14 protein-coding genes are annotated in these 19343 nt (G+C 69.4%); 9 read left to right on the plus strand and 5 right to left on the minus strand.

What is annotated here, in order from left to right:
• Window positions 1–72: 72 nt before the first annotated feature.
• On the minus strand, window positions 73–2685 hold the full coding sequence (rph, locus tag OG538_RS00845) for a rifamycin-inactivating phosphotransferase (protein ID WP_406089096.1): 2613 nt from the start codon (window positions 2683–2685) through the stop codon (window positions 73–75).
• Between the two features lie 812 nt (window positions 2686–3497).
• Between rph and OG538_RS00850 the strand changes: the two genes are divergently transcribed.
• From OG538_RS00850 to OG538_RS00865, 4 genes are all read left to right on the plus strand, one after another.
• Window positions 3498–4040, plus strand: coding sequence for a hypothetical protein (locus OG538_RS00850; protein WP_406089098.1), 543 nt, complete (start codon window positions 3498–3500; stop codon window positions 4038–4040).
• A gap of 318 nt (window positions 4041–4358) precedes the next feature.
• The gene (locus OG538_RS00855; RefSeq protein ID WP_406089100.1) at window positions 4359–5975 is read left to right on the plus strand and encodes a phosphodiester glycosidase family protein; all 1617 of its coding nucleotides are present in this window, start codon (window positions 4359–4361) and stop codon (window positions 5973–5975) included.
• A 64-nt stretch (window positions 5976–6039) separates the two neighbouring features.
• Entirely contained in the window at window positions 6040–7062 is a 1023-nt protein-coding gene (locus OG538_RS00860; protein WP_406089102.1) for an alpha/beta hydrolase, read from the plus strand.
• A gap of 146 nt (window positions 7063–7208) precedes the next feature.
• Entirely contained in the window at window positions 7209–8414 is a 1206-nt protein-coding gene (locus OG538_RS00865; protein ID WP_406089104.1) for an MFS transporter, read from the plus strand.
• 135 nt (window positions 8415–8549) lie between these two features.
• Here the strand turns inward: OG538_RS00865 and OG538_RS00870 are convergent, their stop codons facing one another.
• Window positions 8550–10091, minus strand: a complete 1542-nt coding sequence (locus OG538_RS00870; protein ID WP_406089106.1) for an MFS transporter — start codon at window positions 10089–10091, stop codon at window positions 8550–8552.
• Between the two features lie 123 nt (window positions 10092–10214).
• Window positions 10215–11243, minus strand: coding sequence for an aldo/keto reductase (locus tag OG538_RS00875; RefSeq protein ID WP_406089108.1), 1029 nt, complete (start codon window positions 11241–11243; stop codon window positions 10215–10217).
• A 113-nt stretch (window positions 11244–11356) separates the two neighbouring features.
• Between OG538_RS00875 and OG538_RS00880 the strand changes: the two genes are divergently transcribed.
• Both OG538_RS00880 and thpR read left to right on the plus strand, forming a co-directional pair.
• Window positions 11357–11962, plus strand: coding sequence for a TetR/AcrR family transcriptional regulator (locus OG538_RS00880; RefSeq protein WP_406089110.1), 606 nt, complete (start codon window positions 11357–11359; stop codon window positions 11960–11962).
• A 38-nt stretch (window positions 11963–12000) separates the two neighbouring features.
• Window positions 12001–12666 (plus strand): RNA 2',3'-cyclic phosphodiesterase, encoded by a 666-nt coding sequence (gene thpR, locus OG538_RS00885; protein ID WP_406089112.1) that lies wholly within the window; start codon window positions 12001–12003, stop codon window positions 12664–12666.
• 50 nt (window positions 12667–12716) lie between these two features.
• On the opposite strand, the gene OG538_RS00890 is transcribed toward thpR, so the two are convergent.
• Entirely contained in the window at window positions 12717–13088 is a 372-nt protein-coding gene (locus OG538_RS00890) for a hypothetical protein (protein ID WP_406089114.1), read from the minus strand.
• A gap of 323 nt (window positions 13089–13411) precedes the next feature.
• On the opposite strand from OG538_RS00890, the gene OG538_RS00895 reads away from it, so the two are divergent.
• The 3 genes from OG538_RS00895 (at window position 13412) to OG538_RS00905 (ending at window position 17647) form a co-directional block, all read left to right on the plus strand.
• Window positions 13412–14578, plus strand: a complete 1167-nt coding sequence (locus tag OG538_RS00895; protein ID WP_406089116.1) for an alanine--tRNA ligase-related protein — start codon at window positions 13412–13414, stop codon at window positions 14576–14578.
• A gap of 341 nt (window positions 14579–14919) precedes the next feature.
• The gene (locus OG538_RS00900) at window positions 14920–16119 is read left to right on the plus strand and encodes a serine hydrolase domain-containing protein (protein WP_406089118.1); all 1200 of its coding nucleotides are present in this window, start codon (window positions 14920–14922) and stop codon (window positions 16117–16119) included.
• Window positions 16120–16264: 145 nt separating this feature from the next.
• Entirely contained in the window at window positions 16265–17647 is a 1383-nt protein-coding gene (locus OG538_RS00905; RefSeq protein WP_406099929.1) for a VWA domain-containing protein, read from the plus strand.
• Between the two features lie 132 nt (window positions 17648–17779).
• On the opposite strand, the gene OG538_RS00910 is transcribed toward OG538_RS00905, so the two are convergent.
• Window positions 17780–19072, minus strand: a complete 1293-nt coding sequence (locus tag OG538_RS00910) for a right-handed parallel beta-helix repeat-containing protein (RefSeq protein ID WP_406089120.1) — start codon at window positions 19070–19072, stop codon at window positions 17780–17782.
• Window positions 19073–19343 lie beyond the last annotated feature (271 nt).

A 19343-nucleotide genomic window follows, 5' to 3' on the forward strand; every position in this document is an offset into this window, starting at 1 on the left:
CGCGTCCAGGTCCCCTCGACGGCGTCGCGCACTCGCGGTGCCGAGTGCGCGACGCCGTCGCCGAGGGGTCGGTCAGGGCAGGAGTTCGATGTATCCGTCGGTCCCGTGCACGCGGATCCGCTGCCCGTCGCGGATCAGCTGGGTGGCCCGCTCCACGCCCACGACAGTCGGCAGGCCGTACTCCCGGGCGATCACCGCACCGTGGGTCATCATGCCGCCCACCTCCGTGACCAGGCCTGCGATTCCGACGAACAGCGGCGACCAGCTGGGGTCGGTGAAGGGCGTGACCAGGATGTCGCCCGCTTCGAGGTCGGCCTCTGCCATGTCGAGGATGACACGCGCCCTTCCCTCGACGGTCCCGGCGGATACCGGAAGGCCGGTCAGGGCGCCGGACGGTACGTCGTCGCGCCGGTACGCGCCGGTGATGGCCTCACCGTCCGATGTGAGCACCCGGGGCGGGGTGAGCGCGTGGTACGACCTGAACGCGTCCTTGCGCTGCCGGATGAGCCGGTCGTCCACCTGGTGCGAACGCGCGACGTCGTGGAACTCCTGGAACGTGAGGTAGAAGACGTCCTCCTTCTCGGAAAGCACCTGGGCCTCCACAAGACGCTCGGCCTCCTGCAACAGGGCCTGCTTGTAGACGAAGTAGCGGCTGACGATGCCGTACTTCGGGTACTCCCGGTACCCGATGAAGGTTCTGACGCGGTCGATCATCCGCTTCGCCTCGTCCGCTTTCCGGTCCCCGTCCGGCAGGGCCCGCAGGCGTGACAGCACGTCCCGTTCCTTCTTCTGCGCCTTCTGCCGGCCTCGCTCGAAGCGATGCTCGGCAGCGCCCGGCTCGAAGTTCCTGACGTTGTCGAGAATGGCGGGGACGAGCGTGCTGGGGCGCTCGCGCCAACGTGGCCTCGTGATGTCGATCTCGGCCGCGCAGCGCATGCCGTACCGGTCGAGGTAGGTCTCGATGGCGTCGCGCGCTTCGGTCCCGCCCGTGAGCTTCGCCAACTCGTCCAGGAATGCTGCGTCCTCGGCGTGCTCGGCACTTCGAAGGAATGCCACCAGCTCCGGATACGGACGGATCACGTCCGCGACGGCGAGCAGTTCCAGTCCCATCTCCGACGTGATGTTGTCGGGGGCGGACAGCGTGAGTGTGTCAGCCGCGTTCTTCTCGCCGAGCCACTCCAGCAGCTTGTCGTTGAGCCACCACGTGGCCTCCATCCCCGCCATGATCACCTGCATGCTCGCCGGGTCTCCGAGGGCACGCTTGTGTTCCTTGAAGGCCTCGAGCAGGAAGTCGAACAGGGCGGGGCCGCTCTTCGTCCGGATGTCGCGCTCCAGTGCGGTGATGGACGCCTGGCTGCGCTCGATCAGTTCGGTGACGATGGCCGGGTCGGTCTCGATCGGGACGGACGCACCGCCTGCCGGCGGCCTGCCGGGACCCGGGTCCGGGTCCGGGAGCAGGGGGACGAAGTCGTCACGGTCGAGGACGGTCTCCAGAGCATCCCTGACCAGCGGATCGCCCTTCCCCATAAGGTCCAGGAGACCGACGCGACCCGCGGGCGAGGCCAGGCGCCGGGTGACGTCGACGAACAGCCTTCCGCCGGCTTCGTGCATCGCCACCATCGCCGTCAGCTGCCACATGGAGTATCCGAGGGGCTTCATGGGGTCGGTCATCATCTGCTGATGGCCGACGGAGACGTAGATGTGGTTCTCGTGGTCGCTTGTCCCGGGGACGGGGAACAGCGTCGTGATCGGGCGGCTCTGAACTATCTGGAAGCCGTCGTCTGCCAGGCACCATTCGATGTCCTGCGGGCGGCCGAAGTGCTCTTCGATCCGCCGCCCGAGCTGCACGAGCCGCACGACCTGTGCGTCAGTCAGAGCAGGTTGCTCCTGCTGTGGGGAAGCGATCGCCACTTCCTGGGTGCCTCCGGCAGGAAGGGCGTGAAGGGCACGCTGTTTGGCGGCGATCGTCCTGGCGACGACTTCGCCGTCTCGCACCTTGAAGACGTCCGGGTTCACCAGGCCGGAGACCAGTGCTTCGCCGAGGCCGAAGCCGGCGTCGACGGTGGCGACCTTGCGGTTACCCGTGACGGGGTCGGCCGTGAAGAGGATGCCGGACGCCTGCGGGAAGGCCATCCGCTGCACGACCACGGCCATGTGGATGTCACGGTCGTCGATGTCGTTCCGGCGGCGGTAGGTCACGGCCCGCTCGGTGAACAGCGAGGCCCAGCAGCGGCTGATGTGCCGAAGGATCGCCGTCGGCCCGATGACGTTCAGGTACGTGTCCTGCTGCCCGGCGAAGGAGGCCGTCGGCAGGTCCTCCGCCGTCGCGCTGGAGCGGACCGCGTAGGCGGCCTGCTCGCCGAGTGGGGACAGCGCGCGGGTGATCGCCGCTGCGAGATCGCCCGGGATGGCGATCCCCTCGATGGTCCGGCGGATCTGCGCGCTGAGCGTGCGGATCGCCTCCCGGTCGTCCGGTTCCAGACGCGACAGCTGATCGAGCTGACCGTCGATCGAGGGCGCTTGGGCGATGACCCTCCGGAAGGCGTCCGTCGTCACGCAGAAGCCGGGTGGGACGCGGATGCCTTCGATCCGCGACAGCCCGCCGAGGTGGGCGCCCTTGCCACCGACGAGCGCGATCTGTGTCTCGTCGACCTCTTGAAGGTCCCGCACGTACTGCTCAGTCATCGTGATGCCTCCGAGGCAGTCGTGTTCCGTCGCACCGCACCGCACCGGCCGTGCCGGTGACCGGCGTCTCCAGCTCCGTCGAACCTCTTGTCAGCCACGTACGCGTCACCGGCTGTCCTCCCTCTGGCGTCTCGGGCAGCGCGCACACCCGCACCACCGTCCCGAGGGATCGCGACCGTGCTGCCGCATGCACCGCTTCTGCGACGTCACCGCATCCCCCATACATCGACGGCTCACACACGTCGTGCCCTCATTTCCGCAGGTTGTGGCCTCGGCCGACGATTCTGCGCCACCACGGGGGCCTTGCCGCAAGCCCCCCAGTGCGCTATAAGTTAGGAGTGGCGAGGAGAGCGTTCTCCTCGCCTTCGCCATGTGCCGCCCGTCTGAAATGACAAGCTTCCTGCGAAGCGGTGGCGCGCCGCGCACGGGACAGGTGTCGGCCCCCACCTCCGGCAGTGGGCCCTTCCGCTCGGAATCCAGCACATCGAACAGCCCGTGCTCTTCGCACGCTTCGCCGCGCTGTGTCCCCGCGGCCTTGTGCGACGACTCCGAGAATGCGGCCCAAGGCCGCCTTCAACTCACTCATCTCTTCCGGCGCGGCCGGACAGTCTCATGCTCTCGCGGGGAGGGGCGACTCCGGGCCCGGCTCTCGCACGGTCGATGCCCCACGGGTGAGGACGCCCCGCTGACCCCTTCGGGTGTTGCGCAAGAGGTGAGAGGACTCCTATCACCCCTTCAGCGGCTATATCCGGCATAAGAGCATTCCGAACTCTGTGGGGGAACACCTCACCCACCTACGTTCAGGAGAAAGCATGCTGACCAGGCGTACCGCCTTCACCGCCATCGCGGCGACCACGCTGCTCGTGGGCGCAGCTACCGCGGGAGTTGCGCAGAGCGACCCCCCTGCAGCTTCGGCCGCACCGTCAGCGACCACCGGAATCGAGCACCTGCACGCCCAGGTCGACCTGCCGGCCGGCGCCTGGACCGACACTCCCCTGGAGGTCACCCTCCCCAGGAGCGGCACCTACGAACTCAACGCGGACGTCCGCGGGCGCCTCCAGGGGCTCCCCCCGGTCAACATCTACATCACCGCACGACTGTGGAACGTCACGTCCGGCACAGCTGTGCCGGAAAGCGAGCGCCTCGTCAACCAGATCATCGACACCAACGCGGGCGATGCCGAGTCGGGCAGCAATCAGACCGCGCCGGTCAGCGAGCTGATCAGAGTGAAGAAGCCGACGACGATCCGGCTGCAGGCACGGCGGATCGATGCTGCCGGCGCGGCAACCATCAGCCAGATCTACTCCGACGCCCAGGGCTACACCTCCCTTCGCTACGAGCGGGTCGGCTCCTGACCGAAGTCGTGTCCTGCTGAATCAGGCGTGGTCCCTGCTCCGGAGTGCCGAAGCGGGGGCCGTTCCCCTCGCCGGGTTACGGAGACGGTTTCGCGACCGGCGGACAGCAGGCCCGAGCGGCTCCGGCTGCAGGTTGCCTTCCCATGCGGCGGAACGAGCCACGCCGTCAGCCCCACCGCAGTCGGGCAGTCGCTGGTTGGATCACTCAAGCAGCCGAGCAGTGTGCGACCTGCGCATACGCATGTGACGTGCGCACGTCTTGACTGGTGACCGTTGTCGCACGCACCTTTGCTGGGCGGATCTTTCCCAGGGGGGTACATGAACAGCAAGGTCCTCAGCGTGGCGACGGTCCTGGCCCTCACGGCCGTGGTGGGCAGCTCACCGGCTCCTGCGTCCTCCGGGCCGCGTCCGGCGCCGGAGCGTGCCCTGCCACTGGGTCCGGTCGGCTTGAGCGAGACGCGCAGCACGCGGACACTGCAGCCCGGCGTCACCCTCACCCGGATCGTGCGCGGGGCCGACGCCCCGGCTCTGCCGTGGACGGTCGAGATAGCCATACCCGGCGGTGCCACCTCGCCGGACCCCGACGCGCCGCCGACTGCGCTCAAGGACCGTGCGAGCGCCGATGAGCTGACCGCCGACGTCGAGGGGGACGGCTTCGACGCCCGGTCCGAGCAGGTCATGACGCCGGCTGTCGCCGACTACGCCGGCGGGTCGCTCGGGTGGCGGGTCCGGGTGGGGCGGTTCGACTCGCAGTCCGCCGCGACGGCCGAGCTCACCCGGCTGAGGAAGGCGGGGTACGCCGGGTCCGCCGTGTACACCGGCTGGGACGGCGACTCCGCAGACCGTGGCCCGTGGCGGATCGACGTGCTCACCATCGACCCGGGCCGGTTCCGCGGCGGGCTCGAGGCGTCGTACGGTCCCGATCTGGAGAACCGCGAGAAGACCAGTGAGCTGGTGGCCCGGGCCGGCGCCACCGCGGGGATCAACGCCGGGTTCTTCGTGCTCGATCCGAAGTCCGGCGCACCGGGTGACCCCGCCGGCGTCGGCGTCTACGACGGCCGACTGCTGAGCGAGCCGGTCAACGGGCGACCGGGCCTGGTGATACGCAACACCGGCCGGCACAGCACGGTCGCGCGGCTCACCTGGGCGGGGCGCGTCGCCGGCCGGGGCGCGTCGCGGCCCCTGGACGGCATCGATCGCGTTCCAGGTTTGATCAGGAACTGTGGCGGCACCGCGGACGACACTCCGACCTCGCTGCCGTTGCACGACATGACCTGCTCCGACCACGACGAGCTCGTCGCCTTCACGCCTGAATACGGCGCCCGGACGCCGCACGGCGACGGCCTCGAGGCCGTACTGGACAGCCGTGGCCGGGTGCTGGAGTTGCGGTCACCACGCGGTGGGCCGCTTCCGCACGGCGGCAGCTCCGTTCAGGCGACCGGCAGCCGAGTCGCCGAACTGACCGCCCTGGCACAGGTCGGCCATCCCCTGCGCGTACAGAGGACGTTGCGGGACGGCGACGGCCGCAAGGTCTCGCCGTCACCGACGATCAGCATCCTCAACGGAGGCCCCGAACTGGTCCGCGACGGACGCCTGCACGTCACGCCTGCCGCCGACGGGATGGTGCAGTCCGGGAACCCGAGCTTCTACTACGGCTGGATGCACAAGCGTAATCCGCGCACGCTGGCCGGGGTGGACGCCGCCGGCAGGACCGTGCTGGTCACGGCCGACGGGCGCAGCACCGCGGCGCTCGGGCTGAGCATCCCCGAGAGCGCCGCGGTGGCCAGGGCGCTCGGCCTGCGCGACGCGGTCAATCTCGACGGCGGCGGGTCGACCACCATGGTCGTCGACGGAGAGGTGATCAACGAACCGTCCGACGCCTCCGGTGAACGCCCCGTCGGCGATGCACTGCTGATACTGCCCGACCGGAGCTGAATCCGGCCCGGGACCGGGGCTCCCCCGCCCGCAAATCGCCCGCCGTCCAACGCCAGGAGTCGCCATGACCGCCGTTCCGACCCGAAGAGCCCGCCTCCTGCTCATGGCCGGCGCACTGCTCTTCGCACTGGTGGCGAACCCGCAGGTGGCCGCCGCCTCGACCGGGTCACCTGACGCCGAAGCGGGCGGGCACGCCTCGTCTCGGGGTGCCGAGGTCGTCGGGATCACCCAGGTCGCCGACCGGCAGGTCGACTTGTCGGTTCGTTCACCGGCGCTCGGCGGCCGCACGGTGAACGTACGTCTGCTCACACCGGACGGCTGGGCTCCGGGCGACCGGAGCCGGCGCTGGCCGACCCTCTGGCTGCTGCACGGCTGCTGCGGGGACTACACCTCGTGGACCAGCCGGACCGACGTCGCGCGGACGGAGGGCCTGCGCGACGTCCTGGTGGTCATGCCGGAGGCCGGCTGGAACGGCTGGTACAGCGATTGGTGGAACTACGGCAAGGCCACTGACCCGGCATGGGAGACCTTCCACACCGAGGAGTTGCGCCTCCTGCTCGAACACGGCTGGGGGGCGAGCAGTAACCGCGTGGTGGCGGGGCTTTCGATGGGTGGCCAGGGCGCCCTGCTGTACGCCGCCCGGCACCCCGGAATGTTCGAGGCGGCCGCCTCGTACTCCGGCTCCGTACATCCGCTGCTCAACGACGAGTCGGTGAACCGCATCATGGGGTTCTTCGCCGGTCAGGGGAACGACCCGTTGAGGGTCTGGGGCGACCCGGTCGCGCAGCGTGATGTCTGGGCGGCGCACGACCCGTTCCACCTGGCCAAGCGCCTCAGGACGATCCCGGTCTACCTGTCGTGCGGGGACGGCACGACGGGTCCGTTGGACCAGCCCGGCAGCACAAGCGCTCTGGAGACGGACTTCAACCGGCAGAACCAGGCCCTTGCGAGCGAGCTCGAACGCAGGGGAGCACGGCACGTGGTCACCCATTTCTACGGGCCGGGCACTCACGGCTGGGCTTACTGGGAGCGTGAGTTGCACTCCTCGCTGCCGATGCTGCTCCACGCTTTGCGGACCGGTAGCTGAGCGGGCCGCTTGCCGCGCTCATGCGCCCCGGCATCCCCGCCGGATCACCCGTGTCGTAACGACGCCTCACCGTTGGCCACGACTCACCCCGGCCGTGCCTCGTCCATACACGGTCCGGGCGGGTGGTCGATCGTAGGGTGACGCGGGTGATCGTTCGCGAGGATGCGGTGAAAGCGGGCGGTGGCCGGCGACCCGGCTACCTGGCTGCTGCTGCGGTGTTCGCCATCGGGATGGCCGGGACCACGCTTCCCACTCCCCTGTACGGGCTCTATCAGCAACAGATCGGCTTCTCCGAACTGATGGTGACCGTCGTGTTCGCCGTGTACGCCCTGGCGGTGATCACCGTGTTGATGCTGGTGGGCAACTACTCCGACAAGGTCGGTCGCAGACCCGTGCTCCTGGCCGCCATGGCGCTTTCGGCGGCGAGCGCCGGATGCTTCCTGCTGGAGAGCGGGCTGCCTCTGCTCTTCGCGGGCCGCCTGCTGTCCGGCGGCGCGGCGGGTCTGCTGAGCGGAGCGGCGACCGCCGCGGTTCTGGAACTCGCCCGCCCCGGTCAGAAGGCGCGGGCCGGGTTCGCCGCCACCGCCGCGAACATGGGAGGGCTGGGATGCGGACCGCTGCTCTCCGGATTCCTCGCCGAGTACACCCCGTGGCCGCTGGCGCTGCCCTTCTGGGTCCACCTGGGCCTGGTGACCGTGGCGTGCGGGATCACCTGGCGTCTGCCGGAGACCGTGGCACACCCCCAGCGATGGCCGCGGCCGGAGCCTCAGGGTGTGTCGGTGCCGCCCGAGGTGAAGGGGGTGTTCGCACGTGCCGCGCTGGCGGCGTTCGCCGGCTTCGCCCTGCTCGGGCTGTTCACCGCGGTCGCTCCGAGCTTCGCCACCCGGACACTGGGCGTGGACAACCTGGCGGTGACCGGAGCCGTCGTGTTCTCCGTCTTCCTGGCATCGACCGTCGGACAGTCGCTGAGCGGGCGCATCGGCGCGCGCCTCGCTCTGCCGCTGGGGTGCGGCTCTCTCGTCGTCGGCCTGCTGCTGGTGGCATCGTCGCTGATCGCGGAATCCCTGCCGCTGCTCGTGCTCGGCGCCCTGTGCGGGGGCACGGGCCAGGGTCTGTCCTTCCGTGCGGCACTGACTCTGGTCAGCGATGCCGCTCCGGCCAGGCATCGGGGCGGCACCATTTCGGCCTTCTTCGTCGTGGCGTACACCGGGATCTCGGTTCCGGTGGTGGGGGTCGGCGCGTTGGCCACGGCGCTCGGTCTGCGCGAGGCCGGGCTGATCTTCACGGGGTGCGTCATGGTGCTGGCGGCCGCCGCGGGGACCTACTCCGCCCTCCATCCGCCACAGACATAGCCGGAAGGCCACGGTCAGCGAACTGACCGCAGCCTTCAGGAAGGGTGGATCTGGACGGAGTCCGGAGGGATCGTCCGGCGGTCTGGATCCGGAGAGATCGTCCGGCGGCGTGGATCCGGGGAGATCGTGCGCGGTTCAGTGCGCGACGACGGGGACCTTCACCTCGTCCTGGCTCTCGGACGTGGTACGGGAGGCAGCCGCGGGGCCGCCCTGGTGACCGGCCCTGATCATGGTCAGTGCGATGCCCGCGGCGAGCACGAGGATCGCGACCGCCCACCACGTGGCGCTGGAGTACCCGTCCACCATGGCCTGTGCCTGAACCAGCTTCTGTGCGGCCGGAGTCGTGGCACCCCCCGCGTGCGCGGCGAGGTAGGCGGTCGTCGCCGAGGCCGCGATGGTGTTCAGGAGCGCGGTTCCGATGGCGCCGCCCACCTGCTGGGAGGTGTTGACCATCGCGGACGCGACGCCCGCATCCCGTGGCTCGACACCGTGAGTGGCGAGCGACATCGCGGGCATGAACGCCGTACCCATTCCGAGGCCGAGCAGGAGCAGTCCGGGCAGCACCAGACCGGTGTACGAGCTGCCGATGTCCATCCGGGTCAGGAACAGCATTCCGGCCGCGGCGGTCAGGAAGCCCGGGCCCATGAGCAGTCGCGGGGGGATCCTCGTCATCAGCCGGGCGCCGATCTGGGTGGAGCCCGTGATCATGCCGGCGACCATCGGCAGGAAGGCCAGACCGGTCCTGATCGGCGAGTAGCCCTGCACGACCTGCAGGTAGTAGGTGAGGAAGAGGAAGGTGCCGAACATCGCGATGACCGCGAGGCCCAGCGAGAGGTAGACGCCGCCACGGTTGCGGTCGGCCGGCACGCGCAGCGGCAGCAACGGTGCCTTGACCCTGGACTCGGTGACGAGGAAAGCGCAGAGCAGCACCGCGGAGGCGACGAACATGCCGATCGTCAGCGAGTCGGACCAGCCTGCGGACTCGGCGTGCGTGAACCCGTAGACCAGGGAGACCAGGCCGAGGCTGGAGAGCACGACGCCGGGGATGTCGAGCGGCGAGCGGTTACGTCCGCCGGCCGGCTCACGGATCACGAAGTACGCGCCCAGGGCTGCGACGATCGCGAAGGGTACGTTGACGAAGAAGGTCCAGCGCCAGTTCAGGTACTCGGTGAGGGTGCCGCCGAGGATGAAGCCCACGGCGCCGCCGCCACCGGCGATCGCGCCGTAGATACCGAACGCCTTGGCCCGCTCCCTGGCCTCGGTGAACGTGACCGCGAGCAGCGAGAGCGCGGCGGGTGCGAGCAGCGCGCCGAAGGCGCCCTGCAGGGCACGGGCGCCGAGCATCATGGCCTCGCCCTGGGCGGCGCCGCCCAGCACGGAGGCGGTGGCGAAGCCGGTCAGGCCGACGAGGAAGGCCCGCTTCCGGCCCCAGAGGTCGGCGATACGACCGCCGAAGAGCAGCAGACCGCCGAAGGCGAGGGCGTAGGCGGTGATGACCCACTGCCGGTTGCCGTCCGAGATCCCCAGGTCCTGCTGGGCGGTGGGAAGCGCGATGTTCACGATGGTCGCGTCGAGCACGACCATCAGCTGCGCCAAGGCTATGAAGATCAGCGCCTTCCAGCGCTTCGGGTCGGGGCCGGTCTCGGCTTTCCCGGCCGACATGACTGTTTCGGACATGGGGGTACCCACTTCGGGACTCAATTCGGGACTGAAGGAAGAACGCGAGCTGCGACGCTGCGTCGCACACGCGAGGTCAGGGCTGCCTGTGGAGCCTGCCTGGCCCGCTCCGGGCCGTGCGGGTCAGGCGGCGTTACGGGTGGTGGCGGGCCGCCGTCGCCGGGCGGTCTCGGTGAGGGCCGGCGGGTTGTAGGCCATGTCGAGGGCGCCGACACCGGTGCCGGGGGCCACGATGGTGTCGATCCGGTCGAGGACCTCGTCACCGAGTGTGGTGCCGATGCCTTCGAGGAGATCCTGGACGTGGTCCATGGTGCGCGGACCGATGATCGCGGAGGTGACGCCGGGGTGGGCGATGGCGAAGGCCACCGCCAGATGCGACATCCGTATCCCGGCCTCGTCCGCGAGGGGGACGAGCTGCTCGACGGCGTCGAGGCGGCGTTCGTCGCTGAGGTGTCTGAAGCCGAAGCGGGCCCGGTGGCTGTCCGGGGCCACGCCCCTGCGGTAGCGGCCGGTGAGCATGCCCTGGGCCAGCGGGCTCCAGACCAGGGCGCCCATTCCGTACTGCTCGCACACCGGCAGCACATCGCGTTCGATACCGCGGTCAAGGATCGAGTAGGGCGGCTGCTCGGTACGGAAGCGCTGCAGGCCGCGCCGGTCGGCCACCCACTGGGCCTCGACGATCTCGGCGGCCGGTGTGGTCGAGGAGCCGATGGCCCTGATCTTGCCCGCTCGCATCAGGTCGGTGAGCGTGGAGAGCGTCTCCTCGACGTCCGTCTCCGGGTCGGGGCGGTGCATCTGATAGAGGTCGATGTAGTCGGTGTCCAGGCGTCGCAGCGAATCCTCCACGGCTCGGGTGATCCAACGCCGCGAACCGCCCTGCTGGTTGGGATCGTCCCCCATGGCGAGATGCGCCTTCGTCGCCAGGACGACGTGGTCGCGGCGTCCCTTCAGTGCCTTGGCGAGGATCTCCTCGGACTCACCGCGTCCATAGACGTCGGCGGTGTCGATGAAGTTGATGCCCGCATCCAGGGCGGTGTGGACGATGCGGGTGCAGTCGTCGTGGTCCGGGTTGCCGAGGGCGCCGAACATCATGGCGCCGAGGCAGTAGGGGCTGACCTTGATGCCGGTCCGGCCCAGCGCGCGGTACTGCATGGTCTTCTCCCTCTGTGGGCTGCCGGTCGCGGGTCCGGCTAGAATGAAACCGGAACGCCGTTCAGCAATGACAATACGGAACATCGTTCCGGAGCGCAAAGGGAACCCATTCCATGTCTGATCGCCCCACCGAGGAGCCGGTCGCCCGCCGCGTGCGACCCGACGTCCAACGCAACCTGGACGCCTTGCTGACCGCAGCCGCCGAGGTCTTCGCGTCGGACGGCGTGGATGCCCCCGTGCGGCGGATCACCGCCAGGGCCGGGGTGGGCGCGGGCACCCTCTACCGCCATTTCCCGCAGCGCTCCGACCTCATCACCGCGGTCTTCCGCCATGAGGTCGACGCCTGCGCCGAGGCGGCGCCCGCCCTCGCGCAGGAGCACGAGCCGGTCGAGGCTCTCAGTCTGTGGCTGCAGCGTTTCGCTCAGTTCGTCGCGACCAAACGCGGCCTCAAGACCGCTCTGCACTCCGGCGACCCCGCCTACGAGAGCCTGCCCGCCTACTTCCAGGACCGCTTCCTCCCCGTCGTGACGGAGCTGCTCGGCGCGGCCGCCGCATCCGGCGGGATCCGCGCGGAGGTCCCCCCTTACGACCTGCTGCGCGCCGTCAGCGATCTCGTCTCGCCGGACGACCAGGGCTACACGCACCGCATGATCGCGCTGCTCGTCGACGGACTCCGTTACGGCACGCTCCCCGTGGCCACGGACCACGAGGGCAGCTGAGCGGCCCGCACGGGACCGGATTCGGCACGAAGCCCGACGTGAACGAACAGACGCGGCCCGCGACCATTCGCGTGTTCATCGCCCTCGCCCCGCCCGACTCCGCAAAAGAGGAGCTGGTCCGGGAACTTCGACCTGTCTACGGCACCCATCCGCACATGCGGTGGAACCGCGTCGAGGACTGGCACATCACCCTGGCCTTCCTCGGCGAGCTGCCTGTCGAAGCGGTTTCGCTCCTGCGGCCTCCGCTCGCGGACGTCGCAGCGTCACGCCGCCCGCCGCGCCTTGCTCTGCGGGGCGGCGGAGACTTCGACGACCGGGTGCTGTGGACCGGAATCGACGGAGACATGGAGGAGTTGTACGACCTCGCCGCCGATGTACGCACCGCTGTCAGGGGCTGCGCGATCGAGTTCGAGGACAGGCCCCTGCGACCGCATCTGACGCTGGCCCGCGCACGCCGGGGAGATCTGTCCTCGGCGGCGGAGATCGCGGCAGGGCTCACCGGATTCACCGGCCGCGCATGGGCTGCCGAACGTCTGCACCTGGTCGGCAGCAACGCCGCACGGGGCAGCGGGCCGATCCGCTATCGCGACATCACGGCATGGCCCCTCGGCTCCGGGGACAGCGCCGGCGGGCCTTCGACTTCGTCGGCTGAGGGCCGGTGCGAATCCGTCCGCCCGCCCGCGGGCACCGGCCACGATGCTTGATCACCGAATCGCCCGGGAGGGCCGGCCCACCCGGCCGGAATGTCTGCCTCTCAGTCAGACTCCCCGCCCCGCCGGAACTCCCGGACCACCTGGATCTCACCGACGATGTGGGCGTTGAAGTCATCCAACTCCTCTGCCGGAACCCAGAGTTCGAGGATGGTCTGCCCACCGGCCTGCTGGACGGGATACCGGCCCAAGAAGTCCGTCTCGACCTCGAATCGGGTGACGAAGCCGGCGCCGTCGTGCTTCACGTTCCAGTCCCGCGCGATTCTGACCGCATAGTCCTCGTTGAGAACGGGGTAGAAGATCGGCTGCTCGGGAAGCCGGGGCGGCCAGGCACGCCAGTTCAGCTCCCGGACCAGATCCAGCTCCTTGGGTCCGGTGGGCCGCCAAAGGGTCGTCGTTGCCGGCCTGCCGGTCATCTGCCTCACTCGCTCTCAGGACGTACTCACTGGCACTGGGTCGGGAGACCGGACGATACCGCGTGAGGCGCACACCCCCCGAAGAAAATGGGTGCGCTTCGGCAAGCAGGGCGCGCTAACGTCGATGGCATGAACGTCACCGGCCCCAGCACCACCGCGACCGCGCGAGCGACCAGCTCGCCGGTTGCCGCCGTCTGACTTTCCCTCCCCCGGCGACCGGAAACGGTCCGTCGGCAGTGCCGTGGAGCCTCTGGCCCCGGCCGGGTGACTGAACGGTCCCGTTCTCCGGTGCCTCCCCCGCTGTATCGCGAAGGAGCCATCCCATGAAGACGGAACAACTGGTCCGTACGTTCGTCGAGTACTTCGAAGAACGCGGTCATCAGCGGATCGTCGGTTCGACGCTGCTGCCACCACCGGGTGACAGCGTGCTGTTCACCACCTCCGGAATGCACCCGCTCACTCCGTACCTGGAGGGCCGCCCCCATCCACTGGGCAGGCGACTGGTCAACGTACAACGCTGCCTGCGCACCACCGACCTGGACGAAATCGGCGACGCCACTCACCTGACGGTCTTCGAGATGCTCGGCACCTGGTCACTCGGCGACTACGAGGGCCCGCGCAGTCTCGACTGGGGGTACGGGCTGCTCACCGAGGGCCTGGGTATCGATCGCCGCCTGCTGCACGCCACTGTGTACGCCGGTGACGGCCGGAGTGAGCGGGACACCGCTTCCCTTCAGCTGTGGCAGGACCGCGGGGTCCCCGTCGAGCTCACCGTGGACGACAACTGGTGGTCCAACGGACCCGTCGGACCGTGCGGCCCCGACTCGGAGATCTTCCTGTGGAACGGTGACGGCCCGCCGCGGTCCACGCCCACCCAGGACGACCGCTGGGTGGAGGTGTGGAACCACGTGATGATGAGGCACCGCCGGCTCGGCGACGGTTCCCTCGTGCCGCTTCCCCAGCGGAACGTCGACACCGGACTCGGCCTGGAGCGGCTGGCTTCCCTGCTCCAGGGGAAGTCGTCCGTGTTCGAGGGCGATCTCTTCGAGCCGTGGCGCCGGCTGGTTCCGCCCCTGTGGCGACTGGAGGAGTCATCGCGGCGTCTGGTCTGCGACCATCTGCGCTCAGCCGTCGTGGTGCTGGGCGACGGAGTGCGCCCGGCCCACACCGGCCGGGGTTACGTGCTGCGCCGCCTGGTACGGCGAGTCCTCACGGTGTTGTGGCGGGAGGATCCGTCGTACGGTCTCGATGACCTGCCGGACGAACTGATCCGGCACACCCTGGACCACTTCCGGCAGGACATGCCGCCGGCCGGCGTACGTCGGCTACTGCTCGACGAGGAACGACGGTTCAGGCTCCTCATGGAGCGAGGCCGACAGGTGCTCGCCCGCCCACGGTTCCGGGGGCGGCTCACCGAGGAGGACTTCCGCTACCTCCATGACACCCATGGTCTGCCTCGTGACCTGATCACGAGCCTGAGCCAAGGCTGACGAACACGGCACCGGCGGGGCCGGCCGCCCGGCCGGGGGACGGCTGCCTGGATCGTGGACGGACGCAGCACTCCGCACCTCCCCGACGCGCAATTCAGCGAACCGGGAACTGCGTGGCTGCCGTGGCCGACGGCGCGGGAGCGGACGGCGCACGCCATCCCCGCGGCATCCGCCCGTCGGTACCGCGGGTCCCGGCGTACCGAAGGGGCAGGGCCGCTCCGGTGATCCGCGCGGCTCCGAACGAGTGGAATCACCGGAGCGCGTATCCCCCGGGGCCCCCTGCTCCGGGTGCCGGATGGTGATGTTGCCGTCCGCTCCCCGACCTGACGAGGCATCCCGACATGCAACGCATCCCCGCTCGACGTCTGTTCGCCTCGGCACTGCTCGTGGCGTCCGTGCTGGCCCCGATGGCGCTCACTCGCGCGCCGGCGGTACAGGCCGCGGGTGTCGGCCGGCACGGCGAGGCCGACTGTCCGGCCGGCGGTCTCGGCCCCCAGGTGAACGCCCGGCTGGACAAAGCCATCGCGGACGTCCGCAAGCAAGCGAACATTCCCGGAGTCGTCGTCGGCTTGTGGATGCCGGGCAAGGGCAGCTACGTCCGCGCGACGGGTGTCGGTGACACCGCCACCCGCGCGCCGATGTCCGCCGACTCCTACATCCGGATCGGCAGCGAAACGAAGACCTTCACCGTCACCGCTCTGCTCGAACTCGTCGACGAGCACCGGGTCAAGCTGGACGACCCGATCTCCGCCTATGTCCCCGGCGTACGCAACGGGGACCGGATCACGCTCCGCCAGCTCGCCGAGATGCGCAGCGGCCTGTTCCCCTACACCTCCGACGCGGACTTCACCCGCGATCTGGAGGACGACCCGCAGCGCTACTTCACCCCCCAGGAGCTGCTCGCGTACGGCATGAAACACCGGAACACCTTCGAGCCGGGGGCCCAGTTCCAGTACTCCAACTCCAACCTCATCCTGCTCGGCCTGGTGGTCGAGAAGGTCAGCGGTCACAAGCTCGCAGACGTCATCCGTCACCGGGTGCTCCGCCCGTCCCACCTGCACCACACGCTGTTCCCGTCAGGGCCGAGGTTCCCCGAGCCGCACGCGCACGGCTACACCCAGCAGCCCCTGAGCGGCGAGCACGTGGACGCCACGAACTGGAATCCCAGCTGGGCCTGGGCCGCCGGCGCGATGATCTCCGATCTGCAGGACCTGCGCCGGTGGGCAAAGATCGTCGCCACCGGAGAGCTGCTCAGCCCCGCGACGCAGGCGCAGCGGCTCAAGACGCTGCCGACGGGCTTCCCCGGTACCACTTATGGCCTCGGCATCTTCGAGACCAACGGCTGGATCGGGCACAACGGTTCCCTGCCGGGGTACGAGACCGTGACCGTCTACCTGCCGTCGCAGAAGGCCACTCTCGTCATCATGATCAACACGGACATCGACAGCGGGGGCCAGGAGCCGTCCACGTTGCTCGCCAGGGCGGTCACCCAAGTCGTCACGCCGGGCAGTATCTACGCCGGGGCGGTCGTAGCGCACTGAGCCGTGGCATCGCGTCGCCCTCGCGCCGAGCGGGGAAGAAGGGCCGGTCGGCGATCCTCACAAGGACAGTCTGCCTGCCGCCGGGGCATGGCCCCCCGGCGACAGGCAGACTGTCCATGTGACGACACTGAGCAAGGGCGCCAACATGCCGGTGACGGCAACCACCGTCAGAGCTGTCCTGGGCTGGTCGCCGGGGTCCGGCGTCCCGGATGTGGACGCCTCGGCGCTGCTGCTGACCAGTAACGGCCGGGTCCGTTCCGACGACGACTTCGTCTTCTACAACCAGCCGCAGCATGCATCCGGCGCCGTGCGTCACCTCGGCAAACAGGCCGGAGCCGACGCTCTGGACGTCGATCTCGACGTACTGGAGCGGGACATCGAGCGAGTCGCCCTGTGCACTTCGGTCGACGGCGGGAGCTTCGGGCAGGTGCCCGGCCTTCATCTGCGGCTGTTCGAAGCCGCGTCCGGTGCGGAGTTGGCCCGCTTCGACATGGAGGCCGGCTCGGAGACGGCCTATGTGAGCGGCGAGCTCTACCGGCGCGACGGCGGGTGGAAGTTCCGCGCCGTCGGCCAGGGGTATGTGGACGGGTTGGCCGGCCTGGCGACCGACTTCGGGATCAGCGTCGACGCGGAACAGCCCGCCGCCGCTCCCCCGCCCGCCGCCCCGGTGCCGCCGTGCCCCGCTCACACTCCTCCCGCGTCTGCTGCCCCGCCCCTTACGGCCGTCGGCGGGCGCGCCGACGGGGATCAGCCCTCGATCCGGCTCACGAAGGGCGAGGAGGATCTGCCCCTCGACATGCGCAAGCGCCTGTCCCTGCGCAAGCAGCAGGTCGCTGTCAGCCTGACCAAGCACGGTCTGACCAGACTGACCGCACGTGTCATCCTCGTCCTCGACGCGTCCGGATCGATGAGCGCCCTCTACACACGCGGCACCGTGGCGGGCGTCGCCGAACGGATGGCGGCCGTCGCGGCACAGCTCGACGACGACGGAGAGATGCAGGCCTGGACGTTCGCCAGCAACCCCGCCCGGTTGCCCGACCTCATGGTCGGTGAACTGCCCGAATGGCTGACGCTGCACGTCCGCGTCGGACAGGTCAGCCTCTTCGGCCGCAAGAAGCCGCCGAGGGGGCTCCGCCCCGGACAGGTCGACATGCGTGCGGTCGGGATCCAGAACGAGGAGCAGAAGGTCATTGCCGAAGTGCGCGCCTACGTGCGCGACAATCCGGTGCCCGACCCGACCCTCGTCCTGTTCTTCTCGGACGGAGGCGTGCACCGCAACGACGAGATCGAGCGGGAGTTGCGGGCGGCGGTGGAGGAGCCGGTCTTCTGGCAGTTCATCGGACTCGGCCGGGCTCAGTACGGTGTGCTGGAGCGGTTCGACACCCTGCCCGGCCGACGGGTCGACAACGTCGGGTTCTTCGCCGCGGACGACATCGAGAAGCTCCCGGACGCGGAGTTGTACGACCGGCTCCTGTCGGAGTTCCCGTCCTGGCTGAAGGAAGCCCGGCGGCTCGGCATTCTGCGCTGAAGACTGCCGGAGGCCTGTTCGCCGCCGGCCGAGGGGCGTGGCACCGTCCGGACCCGCCGGGGCCGGAGGCGCTGACGGCCTCCGGCCCCGGCGCTGCCCTCCCGTACGGGGTCAGCACCGTCCTTCAGTCTGTTACGGCGTCACCACGGTGCCGCCGAACGTCACGACGAGGCGGCCGTCCGCAGCGAACGACCAGTCCAGGGCTCCGTCGTACGAGGAGCACCGGGAGCCGTTCGAGCCGGTCCAGAACTGGTTCGAGCTGTCGGCGTCGCCTACCGTCTTGTCGTTCGACCCGCTGCCACTGCGGCAGGAGGTGTTGTTGCGGTACACGGAAGTGCCCTTGTCGAAGGAGAAATTGCGCTCCTCGTTGTCTATGCCGACGTTGTCCGACACCGTCATCGAACCGGGGTTGCTGTTGTACGTGAATCCGTGGTGGCCGTTCCCGTAAGCGATGTTGCGGCGCACTACGTGATCGACCTCGATGCCGTCGCCGCCGAGCTTGAAGCCGTTGCGGTCGCCGTCGGCGTTCACGGTCCCGTCCGAGAGGGTGCCGTTGCTGTAGGAGAGGGAGTCCTCGATGGTCACCGGGCCGATCGGGCCGGTCTCGTTCTTGGTGTAGAGGTCCCATCCGTCGTCGATGTTGTTGTGGGACACCGTGTAGCGGAAGACGTTTCCGGGGCCGGAAGTGAGCTTGGAGGCGAATCCGTCGGCGTCCTCGCCATCGGAGTCGGCGTTGTCGTGCGACTCAGAACTCAGGATGAGGTTGTTGGCGGGCCACTCGTCGTCGGGAGTGGTCGAGGCTATCCGTGAGATCTGCAGGCCCGAGTCATGGTTGAAGCGCGTCACGACACGTTCGACGATGTTGTTGCTGCCCCCGACGAAGATCCCGTTGTCACCGGCGTGCTCGACGGTGATGCCGTTGATGTGCCAGAAGTCGCCGTTCACGGCGAGCCCGCGGTTGGCCGGGTCCTCGCTCATCCCGGAGAAGTTCAGCACCGGGGCCTCACCCGGGTAGGCGGCCAGAGTCGTGCGGGCGCTCGACGAACCGTCGTTGCCCGGTGGGATGGTGACCGTCTGTGCGTAGTGGTACGTCCCGCCACGCAGGTAGACCGTGCCGCCGGAGTCGACGCGGCTGATGGCCGAGGCGAGCGTCGTCGGGTCCGCCTCGGTTCCGGCTGCGCCTTCGGTACCGCCGGGCGCCACGTAGAGGGCGGAGGCGGCCGGCGCCAGGGAGGCGACCGCCGTCTCGCCGGGGGCGCCGCGTCCGGACAGGCAGGATCCTCCGCCCACGCCGGAAAGAGCGCATGCCGCGGACGATGGTCCGGTCCGGTGCGGGGTGGGCACGGCCTGAGCGGTCGTGCCCGACACGGCGGCAAGCGAGCCGGCCAGCAGGGTGACGCATGCGATGACGGGCTTGATCTGCATCGTTCGACTCCAGGTGGGGTTGGTTCGTTCGACGAGTCGCGCTGTGAGGTCGCGTAGGGGTGCGTTCAATGAGTCCGCGATACATGACCGCGCGGTGGCTCGGGTCCGCCTCTGGGTGGGGCAGCGGGTCGGCCGACTGGGTGCGGGCATGCCGGTTTCGGTACGGCCACGACCGTGGCCGCGTCAGGTGAGAACGTCAGCTCCCCTTCTGCCGAGGCCTTGTACGTGGCACCGTGTCTGTTCGAGTTCATGAACGGTTCCCGCAAGAGGA

The sequence above is a fragment of the Streptomyces sp. NBC_01013 genome (genome assembly GCF_045162765.1).
Lineage (GTDB): Bacteria > Actinomycetota > Actinomycetes > Streptomycetales > Streptomycetaceae > Streptomyces.